The organism is Amedibacterium intestinale (assembly GCF_010537335.1).
Classification (GTDB): Bacteria; Bacillota_I; Bacilli_A; order Erysipelotrichales; family Erysipelotrichaceae; genus Amedibacterium; species Amedibacterium intestinale.
Map to the genome: position 1 here is coordinate 1,786,845 of NZ_AP019711.1, position 19,846 is coordinate 1,806,690.

The 19,846-nt window shown below is 35.0% G+C and carries 16 protein-coding genes, 2 pseudogenes and 1 riboswitch; of the genes and pseudogenes, 2 read left to right on the forward strand and 16 right to left on the reverse strand.

Translation table 11 applies throughout. The annotated features are described in order from the left end of the window. Positions 1–2: 2 nt before the first annotated feature. The 9 genes from A9CBEGH2_RS09030 to A9CBEGH2_RS09070 form a co-directional block, all read right to left on the reverse strand. Positions 3–206: a DUF1146 family protein gene (locus A9CBEGH2_RS09030; RefSeq protein ID WP_115716403.1), complete on the reverse strand. Its 204-nt coding sequence runs from the start codon at positions 204–206 to the stop codon at positions 3–5. Positions 207–366: 160 nt separating this feature from the next. Beyond that, on the reverse strand, positions 367–1,452 hold the full coding sequence (locus A9CBEGH2_RS09035) for a radical SAM/SPASM domain-containing protein (RefSeq protein ID WP_163104624.1): 1,086 nt from the start codon (positions 1,450–1,452) through the stop codon (positions 367–369). Positions 1,453–1,529: 77 nt separating this feature from the next. Beyond that, positions 1,530–2,729 carry an O-antigen ligase family protein gene (locus tag A9CBEGH2_RS09040; protein ID WP_232057270.1) on the reverse strand — a complete coding sequence of 400 codons (1,200 nt, stop codon included), beginning with the start codon at positions 2,727–2,729 and terminating at the stop codon, positions 1,530–1,532. A 139-nt stretch (positions 2,730–2,868) separates the two neighbouring features. Continuing rightward, positions 2,869–3,708: a 4-(cytidine 5'-diphospho)-2-C-methyl-D-erythritol kinase gene (ispE, locus tag A9CBEGH2_RS09045; protein WP_118277630.1), complete on the reverse strand. Its 840-nt coding sequence runs from the start codon at positions 3,706–3,708 to the stop codon at positions 2,869–2,871. Further along, positions 3,698–4,549, reverse strand: a complete 852-nt coding sequence (gene rsmA / locus A9CBEGH2_RS09050; protein WP_163104626.1) for a 16S rRNA (adenine(1518)-N(6)/adenine(1519)-N(6))-dimethyltransferase RsmA — start codon at positions 4,547–4,549, stop codon at positions 3,698–3,700. Before rsmA ends, ispE begins: the two co-directional genes overlap by 11 nt. Next, entirely contained in the window at positions 4,546–5,091 is a 546-nt protein-coding gene (rnmV, locus tag A9CBEGH2_RS09055) for a ribonuclease M5 (protein WP_118277628.1), read from the reverse strand. Before rnmV ends, rsmA begins: the two co-directional genes overlap by 4 nt. A 61-nt stretch (positions 5,092–5,152) precedes the next feature. Continuing rightward, positions 5,153–6,118: a 3D domain-containing protein gene (locus tag A9CBEGH2_RS09060; protein ID WP_232057271.1), complete on the reverse strand. Its 966-nt coding sequence runs from the start codon at positions 6,116–6,118 to the stop codon at positions 5,153–5,155. 245 nt (positions 6,119–6,363) lie between these two features. Continuing rightward, a complete protein-coding gene (locus tag A9CBEGH2_RS09065) occupies positions 6,364–7,797 on the reverse strand; it encodes a DEAD/DEAH box helicase (RefSeq protein ID WP_118277627.1) in 1,434 nt (477 codons plus the stop codon). A gap of 50 nt (positions 7,798–7,847) precedes the next feature. Next, a complete protein-coding gene (locus A9CBEGH2_RS09070) occupies positions 7,848–9,113 on the reverse strand; it encodes a UDP-N-acetylglucosamine 1-carboxyvinyltransferase (RefSeq protein ID WP_163104628.1) in 1,266 nt (421 codons plus the stop codon). 306 nt (positions 9,114–9,419) lie between these two features. On the opposite strand from A9CBEGH2_RS09070, the gene A9CBEGH2_RS09075 reads away from it, so the two are divergent. Continuing rightward, positions 9,420–10,904, forward strand: coding sequence for a DUF1846 domain-containing protein (locus A9CBEGH2_RS09075; protein WP_115716395.1), 1,485 nt, complete (start codon positions 9,420–9,422; stop codon positions 10,902–10,904). Between the two features lie 63 nt (positions 10,905–10,967). Here A9CBEGH2_RS09075 and A9CBEGH2_RS09080 read toward each other — a convergent pair whose 3' ends face one another. From A9CBEGH2_RS09080 to A9CBEGH2_RS09110, 7 genes and pseudogenes are all read right to left on the reverse strand, one after another. Continuing rightward, positions 10,968–11,801: a DUF2238 domain-containing protein gene (locus tag A9CBEGH2_RS09080; RefSeq protein WP_115716394.1), complete on the reverse strand. Its 834-nt coding sequence runs from the start codon at positions 11,799–11,801 to the stop codon at positions 10,968–10,970. Positions 11,802–11,965: 164 nt separating this feature from the next. Beyond that, positions 11,966–13,636: a formate--tetrahydrofolate ligase gene (locus A9CBEGH2_RS09085; protein ID WP_115716393.1), complete on the reverse strand. Its 1,671-nt coding sequence runs from the start codon at positions 13,634–13,636 to the stop codon at positions 11,966–11,968. Positions 13,637–13,650: 14 nt separating this feature from the next. Further along, positions 13,651–14,886, reverse strand: a complete 1,236-nt coding sequence (purD, locus tag A9CBEGH2_RS09090; RefSeq protein ID WP_115716392.1) for a phosphoribosylamine--glycine ligase — start codon at positions 14,884–14,886, stop codon at positions 13,651–13,653. A gap of 60 nt (positions 14,887–14,946) precedes the next feature. After that, positions 14,947–15,046, reverse strand: a riboswitch (purine riboswitch). 1,221 nt (positions 15,047–16,267) lie between these two features. Next, positions 16,268–17,437, reverse strand: a pseudogene (locus tag A9CBEGH2_RS09095) (IS1634 family transposase); the annotation flags it as partial. Positions 17,438–17,464: 27 nt separating this feature from the next. Next, positions 17,465–18,331, reverse strand: a complete 867-nt coding sequence (locus tag A9CBEGH2_RS09100) for an IS3 family transposase (protein ID WP_232057272.1) — start codon at positions 18,329–18,331, stop codon at positions 17,465–17,467. A 20-nt stretch (positions 18,332–18,351) separates the two neighbouring features. Continuing rightward, the gene (locus tag A9CBEGH2_RS09105; RefSeq protein ID WP_118278062.1) at positions 18,352–18,651 is read right to left on the reverse strand and encodes a transposase; all 300 of its coding nucleotides are present in this window, start codon (positions 18,649–18,651) and stop codon (positions 18,352–18,354) included. Positions 18,652–18,750: 99 nt separating this feature from the next. Next, positions 18,751–19,326: pseudogene (locus A9CBEGH2_RS09110) on the reverse strand (IS1634 family transposase); the annotation flags it as partial. 287 nt (positions 19,327–19,613) lie between these two features. Between A9CBEGH2_RS09110 and A9CBEGH2_RS09115 the strand changes: the two are divergent. Then, complete coding sequence (locus A9CBEGH2_RS09115; protein ID WP_115716390.1) at positions 19,614–19,799, forward strand: hypothetical protein; 186 nt, start codon at positions 19,614–19,616, stop codon at positions 19,797–19,799. Positions 19,800–19,846: the final 47 nt, after the last annotated feature.

Below are 19,846 nucleotides of genomic sequence, written 5' to 3' on the forward strand. Positions count from 1 at the left end.
TTTCATAAACCATTATATACAGAAAGTGCTAATAAAAACTGTGCCACCAGATATCCCAAAGCCAAAGATAAAAGCAATAGCAGGCATTGTACCTTTGCTGGTTTTCTTACATCGCAAAAACGATCAAATCGAAGGGATGACAAAGCCCAGAAACTAGCAATAAAACAAAGTAAATGTATACCAATATTGAGAATGAAAAATGACATAGGAATACCTCCATATTTTTTCATTATTATACCATATTTCTACGCGCGATACTTCTTTCGTAAAATATTTAAATAAATCCCAAAATGAAATACGTATTTATACAATACAAAATAAAAACCAGCACTCTTGAGAAGTACTGGCTAAAAACAGACATCACAGTTACAAGCTGTTAGAAATCATCATCATTTCATCTTTGGCATACATCAAAAAATCCTTATATCCACAATAGTCCTTTGTATAGTATGTAATATTTAGACGTTTACAGTTTTTATGACATATATTTACAAACGGACAATTTCTACACTCTGTGCATTCTCTTCTTTCTTCTTTCAAAAACTTCTGCATTGCATCTGTTTTTACAAGTTTTATCAAACTGTCCTCTTTTATATTCCCACAGCGATACGCATCTAGCACATAAAAATCGCATGGATATACATCACCATTGCTTTCTATTACAAACTGTGGTGTACAATAGCCAAGCATACCACACTGCTGAGGTCTGATTCCTTTAAACATAGGAATGATATTATCAAATAAAGTAATGCTTATATAGTTTCCCTTTTTGTATTCCGCAAGCCACAGACGAAAAAAAGCTTTATAAAAAGATGCAAATTCTTTCGGATGTAATGAATTTTTATTCTCACTTTCATCTAAACCCGGTAAACAGGGAATCAGCTGTACATAGGACAACTGATTCTGCTTATAAAAACGAAACAGTTTTTCCGGATGCTTTGATAATTGAGAAGTTAATACGGTTAAGATATTAAAAGGAATTTCATACTGTCTTAATAACTGTATCGTTTTAAATACATGTGAAAAGGTTCCCTTTAAACACTGATCCATACGAAAATAATCATGTATCTCCTTATATCCATCCAAAGAAACTCCAATTAAGAAATTATATTTTTTAAACAATGCGCACCATGACTCATCAATTCTTGTTCCATTTGTCTGTAAGGCATACTGAATGTTCTGTTTTGTTTTATGCTTTTCTGCATATTCACAAAATGATGTAAAGTAGGATAAACCTGCCATAGTAGGTTCTCCACCTTGAAAGGCAAAGGTAATATGAGCATCTTCTCCAAGACCTAAGGCCTTATCAATTAATGCATGCATCGTATTTTCTTCCATGATGCCATATGCAGAAACTTCTCTATGCTCTGCAACATCATAATAAAAACAATAACGACATCGCATATTACATAAAGAAGATGCCGGTTTAATTAAAAAACTAATATATTTCATACTACACCTCATTATCTATATTTTAATAATGTATTGAAAAAGGCGCTACTCATTGAACAGCACCATATCCATTAACTTTACTCTGATTGTGAATACTCTTCTTTATGAAAATAAATACTGCTTGCGGAAAATACAATGAAGAATAACAAAGAAGTTTGCACCCAGTAAATCGTATAATCTAAGATTCCATGAATTAGTACGGTAAGAAGAAACGCAACAATCAAAGAAAATAAGCGCATATCGATTCTTCTTTTAAACAGAAGCCATACTTCTTTTAAGTTGCTTCCAAGATAAACAAGCAAAATAATACATGGAATCAATCCATGACTTAATAAAGGATCAAGAATTACATTATGTGCATGCTGTGTAGGATGTCCTCCATATTGTTTATATATATGGTAGTACGTTAAAGGTCCTTCCCCAAACAATGGATGTGCTTTTATTCCTTTCACTGCTGTTTTCCAGATTTTTGCTCTTTTTAGAAAATCTCCCAGGATAGAGGTTCTTTGCATAAGTTCAGGATATACAAGTAAACTTATCCCCGAAACAGCAATAGCACCCATTGAAAAAGAAAAGAAACCAAAGCGTTTATTCATTAAAAACATAAAAGGAACTGTCACAACAAAAGGAATCCATGCAGTTCTGCAACCTGTTAAATACAACGCAAATAAATTTGCCGCAATGGTAAACAAATAAAAAACAATTCTTCGCAAAGTTTTTACCTGCATCATTTTATAGACACAAATCAAAACAATGAACTCAATTATCATCGCATAATAATTGGCATTAAAAAAAGTAGAATTTACACGATCTTTCGGACTGTCTTCAATGACCAAATCAAGAAAATGATAATCTAGACGATTAATAATACGAACATATTCCATCAATGCCCAGACAACACAAAACAAAGAAATGATACAGCACGCATCCAGCAAGAGTTCAAATAACCTTTTATTGATATATGTACGATAATAAAAGACAAATAAAAAAATCAAAAGAATTGCTACTCCGCAGACTGCACCAAGCCAGTTTTTATAAAACAATGCCACCAGCGTTGTAATTATACAAAAAGCTATTGCGAAATAAGACTTTGGTATATTTCGAATAATCCCTAACAGTCTTCCTTTTATAAGAAGATAAAAAAGAATTCCTGCAATTACAATCATTGAACAGTAAAATGGCAAAAATATGGAACATACCAAAACCATAATGATGTATTCATCACATGTAAATCCATCTAATTTTCTATGCAGGAAATCTGACAAACTACGCAACATATAGTCCTCCTATATAAAACACAGTTATTATAACATTCCCCTTATAAAATAACAAATCTTCTATCATTACGTTTTTGAAATCTTCTATCATTACGTTTTTGAAAGATTAAAAAAAGAAGAATTCCTACAAATCCTTCTTTTATCGAAAAGATGTAATTAGCGCAAAATACCCGTCTTTCTTTTTATATTTTTCTACTGCTTTTTGTGCTAATTGTTTATCTTCACTTAGCGCAAAAACTGTACTTCCACTTCCAGACATCAACACACTCATAAAGCCCATATCCAATAAATCTTTTTTGATGTCTTTAATTTCCGGTACCAGCTGAAATGCACTATATTCCAAACTGTTTGCGATGACATCCTGCAGCTTTTCAAATTCATGTGCACAAAGCACTTCTTTTACCTTTGCAGAATCAGGATGTTCACATTTATGAAAGTCCAGCATTCCAAATGCTTTCCCTGTTGAAACTCCTTTATTTGGTTTTATCAAAACAACATGCAAAGGATAAGAGAAATCAAATGGTTCTAACTTTTCTCCAATTCCTTTTACGATGGCACATTGACTTAAAACACAGAAAGGAACATCGGCTCCTACCTGTTTGCCAAGCTGTGCAAGCTCTTCTATCGTAATATCAACATGACATAGCTTGCGAATTGCTCGAAGTACAGCTGCACCATCTGCACTGCCTCCCGCAAGGCCTGCTTCAGCTGGAATATGTTTTTCTATATGAACATGAAAATGTTCCTTTAATCCAAATGTTTTTCTCATCAACTCCACAGACTTTACAACGGTGTTTGTTTCATCCATGACAAGACCTTCTATATTACAAGAATAAACATCTTCTTTTGCCAGCTCAATCGTAATTTCATCATGAAGTTCTAAAGGCATCATGATCATATCCAGTTCATGATAACCATCTTCTCTTTTTCCAACAACATCTAAACATAGATTGATTTTCGCATATGCTTTACATTTCATGATGCACCTCATATAAACGCAGGAAATCTTCCATTACAAGACTTTCTGCTCTTCTTTTCCCATCAATACCGGCTTTTTCCAGTTCTTCTTTTGCCTTTTCTTTATCCTCACAATATGTCTGATAATTATTTGAAATCGTTTTTCTTCTCTGTTTAAAACATGCCTTTACCAAAGAAAAGAATGCTTCTTCATTAATATCTTTGGAAGGAAGAAAACGAAAATGCAGCACTGCACTATCAACATTTGGTTTTGGCATAAATACATTTCTAGGTACCTTCATAACATTTCTTACTTCACAGCGATATTGGGTAACAATACTTAACGCATTGTAATCTTTTGTATTTGGCACAGCAGAGAAACGATCTGCCACTTCTTTCTGCATCATGACCGTAATAGCCGCAATATCTGCCTGCGATTCAAAAATCTTAAACAAGATTGGTGTTGTAATATAGTAAGGAAGATTGGCCGCAATGACAACATCCATTCCTTCTTTACGATACTTATCTACCCATGCTTTTAAATCAACTTCCAGAAAATCCTGCATGACCAAAGTAAAATTATCATATTCTTCCAAGGTATCTTTTAATACATCGGGAAGTCTTTCATCAATTTCAAAAGAAACAACCTTTTTTGCATACTCGCACAAATACTGTGTCAAAGCACCGATACCAGGTCCTATCTCAAATACAACACAATTATCAGAAACAATCGCGCTGCGTGCAATTTTCTCTACGACACCTGGTTCAATCAAAAAGTTCTGCCCATAATTCTTCTTGGCAAACATATCATGTTTTTCCAGTATTTCTTTTGTTCGAGAGGGGGTTGCGATTGGTTTTCTCATACAGATTTCCTTTCTTCCTTTAACAGATGCTCTACATCTTCCTTTGTTTTTTGTAACATATTTAATCGTTTCCACAATGTTTTCGCATTTGGTTTTCCCAAATGTAAAACACTGGCTATCTTTTCTCTTTTCGCTGCACTGTCTTTACCGCCATTTAAACCTAAAGATAAAAAATCTTCTCTAGATAAGGTTTCCTGTGCATTCTTATCATAGGTAAACAAATGCTGCAGCGATTCTAAAATATCTTCTTTAGATGCATGTTCTACACCTACTTTTTTGCTTGTTCTTGCTTTCTTTTTTTCAATATAGGCATTTTTACATCCATCAATAGCTTCATTTATGGTATTTCGAATATATTCTCCTGGATAATCCGGATCTGTAAAAATAATGACACCTCGTGTTTGTTTCGCAATACGAATCTGTTCTATGACTTCTTTATCAATACTGATACCATGCGTCTCAATCGTATCACAATCCACATAACTCTTTAATACATTCGTGTCATTTTTACCTTCCACTACGATAACTTCTTTGATTTTCACCAGTAATCACCGCATTTATTTTACCATAGATTTTAAAAAAGGCATAGACTCGCATCTATACCTAAAGAGGACAGCTCCCATTTTTCATACCGCCTAGACGAATGATCTGTGCCTTGGCTGATGTATTCGATACCTTTTGAATCGCTCCAGAATTTTCACTGCCGATATATAAATCTACATGCGTTCCACGTATTGCGCCTCCTCGATCTAGCACAATCGCTTCAAACGGTTTATCTGGAGATATTCCACTTCCTCGCAGTCCATGATCATATACCTTTAAAACCGAGCACATAGGGATACCTGGATCTGCCGCAATCACATAATATTTTCCATACTGAATACCAGGCTGCCAGCTTCCATTTGGAAGAAGGACTCCTTTGTTTATATCCAGCTTTACACCCATTGCTGTATTCCCTTGTCCATTATTGAAATTGCATCCGTAACAATCAACTCCATAAGTTGTCGTATACAATGGAAACAATCCATTTTCATCCGATGGGATTCCTGCCTGTCTGGCAAGTTTTGTTTTCTTTTCTATTTCTCGCTTTTTTCTTTCTGCCTCTTTTTGTTTTTCTACTGTACTTACAACATCCTCACTTAATGTTTTTAATGCACTTACACTTCGAAGCTCACCATCTGCATTGCGGACATTTGTCACAAAAGATTCGTTATTTTGAGGTTTCATATTCTCAAGAAAAGCAATTTCCTTTATATCATTTTCATCCACAGAGTGATAAAGCTGCATTACTGATAACATACTTTCATGCTCGATAGCTTTTTTATCCCCTGTAAATAATAATTCTGTTTTATTCACTGTTTGTGTAGCAGAGTTTCCACTTGCACATCCAAATAACGTGAAGATACTGATGAGTAAAGCGAATTGCATTCGTTTTGATACCATACAGGTTCCTCCTTTTTTACAGAACGTTCCATAGTCTAACATACTTTCTATAACTTGTCCAATATTTTTATTTATTAACATGTTTATGGTTTTATTTTTCCCTGATATCTGCGTTTTATACACCATCTTTTTTCTCACCTTTTTAAATTAATGCGATAAATAAAGGATTTACTTTCTAAGTCTATGAATTTTATTCTTTTTTTATACCGAATAATTATTGTGAAATTTAGGTTTTATTTCACATATTGTGCACTTTTACATTTTGTGTGAAATCGCTACCGACATGATATTTAAAGCCTCTAAGAACAACAAATTCATTTGTGAAAAATGCAATGAATTTATAAAAAAAAGACTTCAACATTACGTCAAAGTCAGTTTTCTTTCGCAATCTCCACTTTTATTTTTTTCCCTTTGATTGTCTTTTGGTTAAGTGCTTTCAATACTTCTTTTCCTTTACCATTTAAGATATCTACATAAGATTGATGTTCCTGTACCTGTATTACGCCAATATCTTCACTTTGTATTCCTTCTATCTGGCAAATTGCCCCTACAATATCTCCCGCTCTTATTTTTTTTGATTTTCCTTTATTGATATAAAGCTTTGTTGTATCCTTACGAAGTGCTTCTGCTTTGTCTTTTTTTACTTGAGGGTTTTCTTCTAGTTTTCTCAGCAGTTCTTCATCTACATGTATTTGATCTACCTCATTTCGATCATGAATTTCTAAAGCATATCCCAGGTATTCTTCCAGTTCTTCTTTTCGCTGAGCATCATATTGAGAAAGAAAAGAAATCGTAATTCCTTGTTTTCCAAACGCTCTTCCTGTCCTTCCTTTTCGATGCACATACGTTTCTTTTTCATTTGGCATGTCATAATTTATGATATGTGTTACATCCTCAATATCTATCCCTCTGGCCGCAACATCTGTCGCAACAAGAATGCGAAATAAACCTCTTTTAAAATCTTTTATATTTTGAATACGGTCTTCTTGAAGCATACCTCCATGAAGTTTATCAACACTCATTCCTTTTTCATACAAGGCATCACACACTTCAATTACATGTGCCTGTGTTTTTGCAAATACGATACAGGATTGCGGCAGCTCTTTACATAACAGCTGAATTAAAAACTGTGTTTTTTCATGTTCCTTTATTTCATACGCATAATGAATCCCTGTATGTATAGAAGTTTCCTCTATTTTTATATGCACTGGATTTTTCATAAATTTCTGTGCAAGTTCTAGTATTGGCTCTGGCATAGTCGCTGAAAATAAAGCGGTTGTATGATTTTCAGGAAAATATGTCATAATCTTTTTCACACTTTCAATAAACCCCATATTCAACATTTCATCCGCTTCATCCAATACGACATATTGTATTTTATTCAAAGAAAGTGTTCCTCTTTCTAAATGATCAAGAATTCTTCCCGGTGTCCCTACAACCGCATGCGTTCTTTGTTTTAGATCTTCAATTTGAAATTTATATGGCTGTCTGCCAAATATAGTCACACATTTTAAACGCTGATAAATGCTGATATTATCATATTCTTCTTTTACCTGTAATGCCAGCTCTCTTGTTGGTGTTAGAATCAAAGCCTGTGGTTCTTTTTCATCCCATCTTGTATTTTGAATAACAGGAAGAAGATAAGCCGCTGTTTTCCCACTTCCTGTTTTCGACTGTGCAATCACATCTTGTCTATCATATAAAAGTGGAATCACTTTTTCCTGAATTGGAAACATATCAATATAATGAAGTTTATCTAATGCATGTATAATTTTCCCATCAAACGAAAAATCTTTAAATTTCATATTCTTTCTCCTTTCTATATATAATATAAAACTACTCTTCTAAGAGTAGTTTAGTTTATTTCCTCACGCCAAATTTGAGCTCCTATGGCAGTCAGCTTTTCTACAATATGTTCATATCCGCGTTCAATATGATAAATATTTCGAATGGTAGTAACACCATCCGCAATCAATCCGGCAATCACAAGGCAAGCTCCACAGCGAAGATCGGTTGCGCTAACTTCTGCACCAGATAAAGGAGTTGGTCCATTGATAAAAGAGCTTGGTGTCATCACATTGATTTTCGCTCCCATTTTTTCCAGTTCAAAACAATGTTTAAAACGTTCTGTATAAATTGTTTCTGTAACGATTGACTGTCCCTGTGCCTGTGTTAAAAGTGCAGTTAAAGGCTGCTGGATATCTGTCGCAAAGCCTGGATATGGAAGTGTTTTAATATCAATTGGATGAAGATTATCCAAACCCCCATGAATCGTAATACTGTCAATATCAATTTTCATATCAACACCTAGTTCTGTTAGTTTGCTTGTTAAAGATTCTAAGTGATGTGGAATAATATTTTCAATTTTTACTTTTTCACCGGCTGCAGCAGCTAAAACAATGTACGTAGCTGCTTCAATACGATCAGGAATAATTTCATGGAAACAGCCGCTTAACTCATCCACACCATCAATGGTAATGACATTGGTTCCTGCCCCACGTATTTGAGCTCCCATTTTATTCAACAAAGTCGCCACATCGATGATTTCCGGTTCTTTTGCGGCATTTTCAATTGTCGTTCTGCCTTTCGCATGTACAGCTGCCATCATAATATTGATGGTAGCACCTACACTGGCAATATCCAAAAAGATTTTTGTACCAACAAGTTCAGGTGCATCTAAAACATAACATCCATGATCATATTTTACTGTTGCCCCCAATGCCTCAAAACCTTTCAAATGTAAATCAATCGGACGAGGCCCTAAATAACATCCACCAGGCATACGAATCTCTACATGTCCATATTTTCCTAATAATGCTCCCATAAAATAATAAGAAGCTCTTAATTTATTAACTGCATCATGTACCAATGGTTTATTCTGCATATTTTCTGTATCAATCAAAATACTATCTGATGAACGTACATCCACCATAACACCTAGATCCTGAAGAAGAACAGATAAGGACTCTACATCAGAAATACTAGGAACACCACAAATCGTAACAGGTCCATTCGCAAGAATGGAAGCAGGAATAAGTGCTACTGTCGCATTTTTGGAACCTCCAATGCGAACTGTACCATTTAGTTTTTTGCCACCTTTAATTTTTATTACTTCTTCCATTGCCAATCTCCTTTTCTTTCTATATTTATATAAAAAGCTATCTCAAAATAGCTGTATCGTAAAAATGCATTACTATTATAAAGCATTTTTCCCTTCATGGCTATGTATTTCTTCAAAAAAATCGCAATGTAAAATCCGCATCGATTTTCTTTTCTGCATATTACATCTTTCCTTATATATTAAGGTATGCATAAAAGAAAAATACATAAACGATCATGAAAAAATTATCTTTTATCGTTAGTCAACAGTTAAAAAATTTGTTATAATAATCCTCGGTTAAATTATTTTAGAAAAGGAGTGGTTAATATGAATAAAATCGCATTTGATAATGAGAAATATTTAAAAATGCAATCGGAACATATCTTAGAAAGAATTAATAAGTTTGATAATAAACTGTATCTTGAATTCGGCGGCAAATTGTTTGATGATCATCACGCTGCCAGAGTGCTGCCTGGTTTTCAGCCAGATAGTAAATTAAATATGCTTCTGCAGTTAAAAGAACAGGTAGAAATCGTAATTGCAGTTTGTGCCAGTGACATTGAAAAAAATAAAATCAGAAGTGATATGGGAATTACCTATGATGTTGAAGTTCTTCGTTTGATTGATGCATTTCGTGGAACAGGTTTATATGTAGGAAGTGTTGTTATTACACAATATGCAAACCAAAGTGCTGCCGATGCTTTCAAAAAACATTTGGAGAATTTAGGTGTCAAAGTATTCCTTCATTATCCAATTTCTGGATATCCTAACAATACTTCTTTCATTGTTTCAGATGAAGGGTATGGAAAAAATGATTATATAGAAACAACAAAACCTTTGATCGTTGTTACCGCACCTGGTCCTGGTTCAGGAAAAATGGCCACTTGCCTTTCTCAGCTTTACCATGAACATAAACGCGGAATCAAAGCAGGATATGCCAAATTTGAAACATTCCCAATCTGGAACCTTCCATTAAAACATCCTGTAAACCTAGCCTATGAAGCCGCAACCGCTGACTTAAATGACATCAATATGATTGACCCATTCCATTTAGAAGCTTATGGCGAAACAACGGTAAACTATAATCGTGATGTTGAAATCTTCCCTGTATTAAATGCTATGTTTGAAAAGATTTTGGGTACAAGTCCATACAAATCTCCTACAGATATGGGTGTGAACATGGTTGGATACTGCATCGTTGATGATGAAGCCGCAAAAGAAGCAAGCAATTGTGAAATCATTCGTCGTTATTATAAAGCAAAAGTCGATTATAAAAAGGGATATACAGACGAAAATACGATTCGTAAAATTGAAATCATTATGTCACAGGCAGATATCACTGACAAAGATCGTAAATGTGTACAGCCGGCAATTGAAAAAGCAGAAGAAACAGGAGCACCTGCTGTTGCGATTGAACTTCCTGATGGACGTATCGTTACAGGAAAAACCACTTCACTACTAGGGGCAAGTTCAGCTGCATTGCTTAACGCATTAAAAGCACTTGGAAACATCAATGATGAAATCCCTTTGATTTCACCAAGTATTATAGAGCCGATTCAGAAGTTAAAAGTTAATTCTTTAGGAAACCACAACCCTAGATTACATACAGATGAAATTTTAATCGCACTTTCTATCAGTGCAACTATGAATCCGATTTCTCATCTTGCTTTGCAGCAGTTAGATAAATTAAAAGACTGTGAAGCACACAGTACAGTAATCTTATCGCAGGTAGATGCAAATACATTTAGAAAGCTAAAAATCAATTTAACCTGCGAAGACCGTTATCAAACAAAAAAACTATATCATAAATAAATCATATCTCCCTTTCCGTGTGAAAGGGAGTTTTTTTCATAGGCATAAAAAAACAAAGCAGAATCATTTTCTACTTTGTTCTTTTACAATATGAAGATAATCTCGACTATGTTTTTTTCTTCTAGGAATAAACCTTGTCGCAAAATGGTGTTTCCCTCTGCTTTTCACATAAAAATATCCAAAGATAGAAAAAACAAATGCACCAATGAAATTCACCAGCAAGTCTTCCATTGTATCTAATAGTCCTATATCTATATAGCCGCCAAGACCTAATGATTTTCCATTTACTACCACATCTTTAATATTATCTACTAAAATTGGAATATTACTTTTTGTTGGATCCAGCAAAACAGAATGAAAAGAATGAATGATCGTATCTTTCTGCATATCCAGTCCCATAAACTGATCCATAAACAATTCATAGAATTCCCATAAAACACCAATGGTCATGGAAAAACAAAATGCAACTATTGCCATAAACAGCGGTGATAATTTAAATTCCATGCGTTCACTCTGATTTAATAAATCCACCAGGGAAAATCCAATCGCTGCCGCCAGAAATCCATTGAGTGTATGAAGAACCGTATCCCACATAGGAAATAAAATATAAAACGAAGATATTTCTCCAAGAATTTCTGCCGAAAAGATAAACAAGAGAATAATAACCTCTAATGTTTTCGGTAATTCTATACGAAATTGCAGCTGTATAATACTTGGCACAATAAATAAAAATAAAGTCAATATGCACAAGAATGCATTTTCATAATTTTTATTTAAAATCTGTAAAATCATCATAACAATTACCAGCGCACGAAGAATAACATAAACAGCAAATGTACTTTTATGTTCTCGTATTTCCATTTTCACTGCTTTTCCCCATAAACGAAGTCTATTCATACAAAACCTCCCAATCCTTTATTTCATGATAGTTATACTAACACCGTCAACAAATAAAGTAAAGATATATCATAATTTTCTCTGTTTTCCCTTTATCAATATTCTTACAAAAAAAGAAACAAATACACTTTCTTCAAGCATACATGTTTCTCTCTATTATATTCTTAGAACAATCCTTTAATGTGCCCTTCCTCATCAATATCCATATTGTTTGCGGCAGGCACTGCAGGTAATCCTGGCATTGTTAATACTTTACCAGTTAAGGCAACAAGGAATCCTGCTCCTAAGGATGGATTCAATTCACGAACGGTAATCGTAAATCCTTTTGGTGCCCCATATTTTTTCGCATCATCGCTTAAAGACATTTGTGTTTTTGCCATACAGATTGGCATTTTATCCCAGCCCATTTTATTATATAAGGCAATCTGCTGTTTTGCTTCTTCACTAAATTCAACTCCATCAGCACCATATACTTTTGTCGCAATCGTATGAATTTTATCTTCAATGCTGTCTTCTACATCATATAAAGGTGCATAGCTGTTTTCTTCCTCACATAAAGCAACTACTTTTTCAGCCAAATCCAAGGCACCTTCTCCACCTTTTGCCCATACCTGAGATAAAGACATTGGATGTCCATGTTCTTTACACCAGTTTTCTAATGCTTCTACTTCTTTTGGTGTATCGCTGGCAAATTCATTGATGGCAACAATATAAGGAAGACCAAATTGTTTTACTGTATCAATATGCTTTGCAAGATTTGCACATCCTTCCAGCATCGCCTCTACATTTTCTTCTTTCAAGTCTTCATAAGCCACATTTCCATGCTGCTTCAAGGCACGAATGGTCGCAACGATAACAACTGCATTTGGTTTTAAGTTACCAAAGCGGCATTTGATATCTAAGAATTTTTCAGCGCCCAAATCTGCTCCAAATCCTGCTTCTGTAACTGTATAATCTGCCAGTTTCAAACATGTTTTAGTTGCAAGAATAGAGTTACATCCATGCGCAATATTCGCAAATGGTCCACCATGAATCAACACTGGATTATGTTCCAAGGTTTGTACCATATTTGGTTTAATGGCATCTTTTAATACCATTGCTAAAGCACCTTCAATACCTAAATCTTTTACATAGATTGGTTCATTTTTGGTATTATACGCAACTAGCATATTTCCTAGACGAGTTTTTAAATCACTTAAAGAAGTAGCCAGACAAAGCACTGCCATAACTTCACTTGCAACGGTGATGTTGAAACCATCCTGACGTTCTACTCCGTTCGCTTTCGCCCCCATACCAATACGAATATTACGTAAAGTACGATCATTCATATCTAAGCAGCGTTTCCAAGTAACATGTTCAATATCAATATCCAACGCATTTCCCTGATGAATGTGATTATCGAGACATGCACTAATTAAATTATTCGCTGTTGTGATTGCATGCATATCTCCTGTAAAGTGAAGATTAATATCTTCCATAGGAACAACCTGAGCATATCCACCACCAGCTGCTCCCCCTTTCAATCCAAAAACAGGACCTAAAGAAGGTTCACGAAGGGCAATCATCGTTTTCTTACCCATACGATTTAAGGCATCTCCTAACCCAACCGTTGTCGTAGATTTTCCTTCCCCAGCTTTTGTTGGGTTAATGGCAGTTACTAAAATCAGCTTTCCATCTTCTTTATCCTTATTGCGATTCAATAAATCAAGACTTACTTTTGCTTTATATTTTCCATAGTATTCTAAATCATCTTCAGTTACACCAATTTTAGCTGCTACATCACGAATTGGCTCTAGTATACATTCCTGAGCAATTTCCAAATCTGTCTTAAACATGCCTTTTTCCTCCCTTACTGCATATCCTTTTTCCCAATATCTTTACGATAGAACAATTTATCGCAGGTAATTTTTTCTACATCTTCATATGCTTTTTTATACGCTTCCTCTAATGTTTTTTCTTTTGAAACAACAATTAAGACACGTCCACCATCTGTTACTAAATTTCCATCTATTTCTTTAGTGCCCATGTGGAAAATCATAGAATCTACATCTTCAAAGCCTGTTATAACAGCTCCTTTTGTACTGGATGCAGGATACCCTTCACTCGCCATAACAACACCCAAAGTAACTTCTTCATCCCATGTTAACTCTACAGTTTTATGATTCATGATATTTTCAATTACTTCTACAAAATCACTTTTTAATCTAGGAAGGATAACTTCAGCTTCCGGATCTCCAAAACGTGCATTAAATTCTATTGTTTTAATACCTTTATCCGTCAACATCAAACCGCCATATAGGAAACCGGTAAATGGATGTCCTTCTTCCATCATTGCTTTTGCCATTGGTTTCATAATGGTTTCCATAGCTTCATCAATAATGGCAGGTGTAATTTTCTTTACTGGAGAGTAGACACCCATACCACCCGTATTTGGTCCTTTATCTCCATCATATGCGCATTTATGATCTTGTGCAATCTGCATAGGCAATACAATATCATCACATACAAAGCAAATCAAAGAGAACTCAAATCCACAAAGACATTCTTCAATCACTACTTTATTATTTGGAATAGAGAAAGCAATATGTAAAGCATCCAGTGCTTCTTCCAATGTCTGGGCAACCGTTACACCTTTTCCTGCTTTTAATCCATCTTCCTTAACAACGATAGGTGCTCCTTGTTCCTTCACATAGGCAACCGCATCTTCTTCGTTATCAAAAGTTGCATACGCAGCTGTAGGAATACCGTGTTTTACCATGATTTTCTTTGCGAAATCTTTACTGCTTTCCACCTGTGCGGCATCTTTGCTAGGCCCAAAGATTTTTAATCCTTCTTTTTGGAATTCATCTACAACACCTAGTGATAAAGTATGTTCTGGTCCAACAATCGTTAAATCGATTTGCTTATCTTTTGCGAATGCTACCAAAGCTTCTACATCACTGTCTGAAATATCAACACACTCTGCAAGCTGTGCCATACCCGGATTTCCTGGTGCAGCATAAATTTTATCTACCTTTGCACTTTTACTAACAGCATACACCAAAGCATGCTCTCTTCCACCTTTACCAATTACCAATACGTTCATGTTTTTACCCTTTCTTTAAAATTAAAAAAGCACGCAAGATTAAAGTAAACCTTCACGTGCAACGTAAAAAGATTTACTTGTAGTCCGCTAATTTACGGTCAGCGGGTAGAGACGAATCAACCAATTATGTTTCTATACAAGTAATACATCTTTATTGTACTTTATTTCATAGGAATTTACAATGATTAGAGGTAAGAGAATTATGTACATTGGTAATTTTAAAAGATTGGAAATATTCTAGCAAAACCCATATGGTAACAAAACTTGTTTGGGCACATAGCTTTTTATTTATACTTTTCAGTTCCGCGAGTATTTGTCTTAGTAGTCTTTCCATGCCTGCCTCTCCTAAAGCAAAAGACGCCCGGTTATAAGCGTCTGTATATTTTTATAAGGTGCCCCGGCGGGTGTAGCCTGTCCCGCATTCCTTTTGACCCTAAGGGTGTGATAGCGCTACATTCTCTATCCTCGGGGCATATCTCTTTTCACTCTATAATATAATACTGTTTAGCCTTGCTGTAAAGAAGCTCGTTTTTATTCTAAATTCTTTTTAGCGTATTCTCCACAACCATATGTCCCGATAGTATCGAGCTATTATATTTAGGATTGTCCCTAGCTAATACTAGACATACATAAAGCGTCTCTGAGATTTCCTTAAAATTTTTAACATGGTAACAAAACAGGTGTACAACAAGAGCTGAGACCCGTTATGACGAATAGGACGAAAGCCAGTACGACCTGCCATATGCATATGACGAGTGGCACGAAAAATACGTACAGCCAGAACTCGACAAAATGGGCGCAGAGAAAGCTAAAGAAGAAATGACAGAACAGCTTAATTCTTTAACTGACGAAGAAAAATACGTCGTTACGTGCTGGACTGGAGCGTTAGCGCATAAAGTCAATCATGTGATAGACCATAACCTAAGCCTAGAAAAATACAGTCAAGATATGAAACTTTTAGATAGTGCAATATCTAAGGGGTGCATACCTATAGAATTAACGCTTAGATTTAACGCTGTATAGTGCTACTGACGTAAGGTTTTTAAGAGGATATAGCGGATGCAGGTATATAACTGAGGAAGCAGTAATCGGACTTATAGGTAAAATAATTACAAATTACATACATATACAGCTCTACTTCGTTCGATTGTTTAGAACTTGAAGCGCGTAATACATTTATGATACTAAGCGCACCTAGAGGCACGAGTAACGCTCTATATATCGAAAATCTAGCTCACGCTCAATATAAATATCAAAAAGTGGTATTATTTTATTGGGCGAGGGTTGTACTCTCGTCTTTGACAGTTAGAAAGCGAAAAAAGTGCATTAAAGACTTTAGAATTAAGCTTTTTTGCACTTTTTGTCTTTGTAACGAATTGTGCTATATATGATGTTCTTTTGTGTATTTGATAATATTTCTCATTGTGGATCGTTTTATTATTTCTCTGTCTGTTTCAAAACCAAACAACTCATGCAGTAAATCTGTTAAATCTGTTCGTGTGTAAGAAGGTATATATCCTAATCCTTCTTTTAATTTTGTTACGTTCATCTTTCTCAATGTATCTATTATTTGTTCAGATGTATATTTTTTCTCTAATTTATATTCTAATATTCGATATATCAGAAGGGACAAGGAACAAATCAGGAAATGCGCTTTGATCCTGTCTTCTCTTTGCAGATAGATTGGTCGTGCATCAAAATCCGTTTTCATTATTCTAAAGCACTCTTCGATCTGCCATCTGCGTTTGTTGATAGCGATGATCTCCGCTACATCACCTTCCATATCTGTGCTTACCGCATAGAAACCATCATACATTGCTTCTTTATCTATAGCCTCCTGATCGATTTCGTAGATTTCTTCTTCTGCTACTTCTCCATTCGCTGTGATGGAAGTCCTCTTTGTAAATCTGCTTGGATCATTCGGATTTTTTCTATTCTTTTTGATTTTTCCATTTTTACTTATCATGTTTTTTGCTCTGTCTATCTGCCCTTGTCTTATCTTTTCCTGATAAGCTTTATATTTTGGAGAATAGGTAACGATAAGAGTTTCCGATATCTTTTTAGATTCTATAGGTACTTCTTTATAATAGATGGATTCATATACCTCTGGGTCATTTTCATCAAGATCTTTCAAATCAATGAATGTGCTGCTTCCTACTTTTCGATATTGTTTCGTATTTAAAGCGATATCTCTATCTTCTTTCTTTAATTTTTTTAATGACTGTGTAATGACATAGGATCTTCCTCCTATATCATTGAACAGTTTGTTATTCTGTGATGCCAGTCCACTGTCTGAGCAGTAGATGAATTCGGAACAGTCGAAATCCTGAATAACTTTATGTTCTAATGGTTTCAAGGATTTCTGTTCGTTTTGATTTCCGGGAAAGATATCAAAAGCTAAAGGGAAACCATCTCCATCCATGAATAACCCCATGCCTACGATAGGATTTGGACGATGTTCTTTGCTTTTTCCGTATTTTTTAAGTTCATCTTCTTGTTCGATTTCAAAGTAATAGTTCGTACAGTCATAATAAAGAACTTTTGTGTTTCTGGTACTATGTCAAGAATTCGGACACATTTAATTGATACATTTTTTATTTTTAAAACTTCGTTCGTAATTGTTAGGAGATTCATAGTCACAATGACTGTGAATCCTAACTGTATTGTAAAATGTTTCGATATATTCAAATACCATTTGGTATGCCATTTGATAATCAATGATCTTTTTTCTATTCAGCCACTCTCTTTTAATTAGAGAATGAAACGATTCTATGCATGCATTGTCCCATGGATTTCCCTTTGCTGAATAGCTGCGCTTCATTCCTGCCGTCAATTCCTGATACCATTTTGAAACGAACTGCACTCCTCTGTCACTGTGGATGACAACTGGTTTTTCCATATTTCTTCTTTCTTTTGCTTTTTCCAAACACTCTAACACATCTTTTACTTCCATCGTCCTGCTCAGTTTCCAGCTTATGATCTTACGCGAATACAGATCCATGATACTTGTCAAATAGACAAAACCTTCTTCCTGCGTCCATATATATGTGATATCAGTACACCATGCTGCATTTGGTTCATCTGGTTGAAAATCTCTTTTTAGTATATTGGCCAGAGTCGTTGAATAATCACAGTCTCTCGTCGTTTTTGTTCGATGCTTGATATATTGGGCTTTAATGCCGTTTTCGCGCATATATTTTCCTACTGTACGCTCTGAAATCACTTCTCCCTGTTTTCTTAATTCACGAGTGATTTTAGGTGCACCATAATTTTCATATGACTTTTTATGGACTTCTTTTATCTTTTCTATAACACGTTCCTTTCGTTTTGCAGTTTTGCTTTTATCTCGTCTTTTCCAGTCATAATATCCAGATTTTGAAATGCCTAATTTTTCAAGCACACCGGAAACAGAAAATTCTCTTTGCTTTTCTGCGGCATCTTCCACTTGTTCATATACAGCAGAGGTTAATCTCCCAGTATGCCTATTGCCTTTTTTAAGATTTCAAGGGCATCCTTCGTATCACGCAATTCACGTCTCAGGCGTGCAATTTCCTTAGCTTCATCAGATTCGAAATTACCCGTTCCTCTCATTTCTACAGAACCGTTTTCTGATTTTTTTGATTCGCTTATCCATCTGGATAAGGTGCTTCTTCCTACTCCTAAGTTTGCAGCACATTCTTTCATAGTAAGGTTTGTATGTTGTTGTACATATCGTACAGCGTTGCTTCTAAAATCGTTATCAAATACTGGTTTCTTTTTTGCCATTTTTTACTCCTTATGTTACTTCTTTTACATGTATTATAATTGTATCAAAAACATGCATGTTTCTCTATTAGGACTGTCCAGTTTTTATTCTAACATCATTCTTTTATGAAGAAAGTTAGAATTTCGATAAACTTCCGCCTGTATGTAATCAGATTCCTCGGCCAATATAGATAAGGAACGATAGATATCCTGTAATTTATACTTTGGCTGTTCCAGCAGAGAATGAGCGAAAGAGAAAGAAGAGCGTTTACTGGAAGGATATAGAACACGAGCGTAGACAAGATCGCAGAGGATGCGATGGATATCATATTCGAATTTATGATGATTCTTAATATTACGACAAATATTGTCAAAATGAAGATTGGAACAGATGGATTGAAGGAATAGGTAGCCAACATTAAATAACAAAACTTCATTTTTTTTGATTTTTTTGTCGCTAGAGAAAGGTATGAGAACAGGTGCAGTATCCTGTTGATGGGATAAAGTGTCCTTTTTAGCTTCAGAACGAGCCCATTCCAATAATTTTTCTTCATTATTATCAAATTGAGGAAGCAGGTCATTTAATCGACCAAGCTTTCTAAAAATGCGACTAGAAGTTTTACCATTGTTTTTGCGATAAGAACTCATAATATAAATGCTTTTGGAATTGCCAGTGCCATTGATTGCAACGTACATATTCATCACCCAATATAATAATAACACATATAGCACAATATAGCACATAATAGAACATAAAATTTGACAAAAAAAGTAAAAGAAAAGCGCCTGTTTAAAGCGCCATAGTAAATTTATGAAATTTTATATGTGTCAAACTCCCGCGCTCTATATATCGAAAATCTAGCTCACGCTCAATATAAATATCAAAAAGTGGTATTATTTTATTGGGCGAGGGTTGTACTACAAGGTAAAAGACGCTAAAATAGAAAATGGAAAAGTTTACATAGAGGCGAAGGTGCTGAGCGATGATCGATCCTAAGAATCACACCTATCATGTAGAAATACTAGGTAGCGAAGAAAAGTTTAACGAAATGATAGAAGCTATACGCGCTAAGGCTGTATGGCTCAGCGACGAAGAGATAGAAGAAATACTGGACGAAGAAACAGAGAAGAATATAGGACCGTCATTCTGGTATTCACAAATGTATTGATAAAATATGCCTCGAGGACGGAGATAATGTACTTCCGTCACTTCCTA

Excerpts from the sequence above, each read along its gene's own strand:
- A9CBEGH2_RS09115 (WP_115716390.1), top strand. The coding sequence starts at position 19,614 with ATGATCGATCCTAAGAATCACACCTATCATGTAGAAATACTAGGTAGC.
- rsmA (WP_163104626.1), bottom strand. The coding sequence starts at position 4,549 with ATGAGAAAACCAATCGCAACCCCCTCTCGAACAAAAGAAATACTGGAA.
- A9CBEGH2_RS09030 (WP_115716403.1), bottom strand. The coding sequence starts at position 206 with ATGTCATTTTTCATTCTCAATATTGGTATACATTTACTTTGTTTTATT.
- A9CBEGH2_RS09085 (WP_115716393.1), bottom strand. The coding sequence starts at position 13,636 with ATGTTTAAGACAGATTTGGAAATTGCTCAGGAATGTATACTAGAGCCA.
- A9CBEGH2_RS09060 (WP_232057271.1), bottom strand. The coding sequence starts at position 6,118 with ATGGTGTATAAAACGCAGATATCAGGGAAAAATAAAACCATAAACATG.
- A9CBEGH2_RS09035 (WP_163104624.1), bottom strand. The coding sequence starts at position 1,452 with ATGAAATATATTAGTTTTTTAATTAAACCGGCATCTTCTTTATGTAAT.
- A9CBEGH2_RS09105 (WP_118278062.1), bottom strand. The coding sequence starts at position 18,651 with ATGGCAAAAAAGAAACCAGTATTTGATAACGATTTTAGAAGCAACGCT.
- A9CBEGH2_RS09040 (WP_232057270.1), bottom strand. The coding sequence starts at position 2,729 with ATGTTGCGTAGTTTGTCAGATTTCCTGCATAGAAAATTAGATGGATTT.
- A9CBEGH2_RS09075 (WP_115716395.1), top strand. The coding sequence starts at position 9,420 with ATGAATAAAATCGCATTTGATAATGAGAAATATTTAAAAATGCAATCG.
- A9CBEGH2_RS09080 (WP_115716394.1), bottom strand. The coding sequence starts at position 11,801 with ATGAATAGACTTCGTTTATGGGGAAAAGCAGTGAAAATGGAAATACGA.
- ispE (WP_118277630.1), bottom strand. The coding sequence starts at position 3,708 with ATGAAATGTAAAGCATATGCGAAAATCAATCTATGTTTAGATGTTGTT.
- A9CBEGH2_RS09065 (WP_118277627.1), bottom strand. The coding sequence starts at position 7,797 with ATGAAATTTAAAGATTTTTCGTTTGATGGGAAAATTATACATGCATTA.
- purD (WP_115716392.1), bottom strand. The coding sequence starts at position 14,886 with ATGAACGTATTGGTAATTGGTAAAGGTGGAAGAGAGCATGCTTTGGTG.
- A9CBEGH2_RS09070 (WP_163104628.1), bottom strand. The coding sequence starts at position 9,113 with ATGGAAGAAGTAATAAAAATTAAAGGTGGCAAAAAACTAAATGGTACA.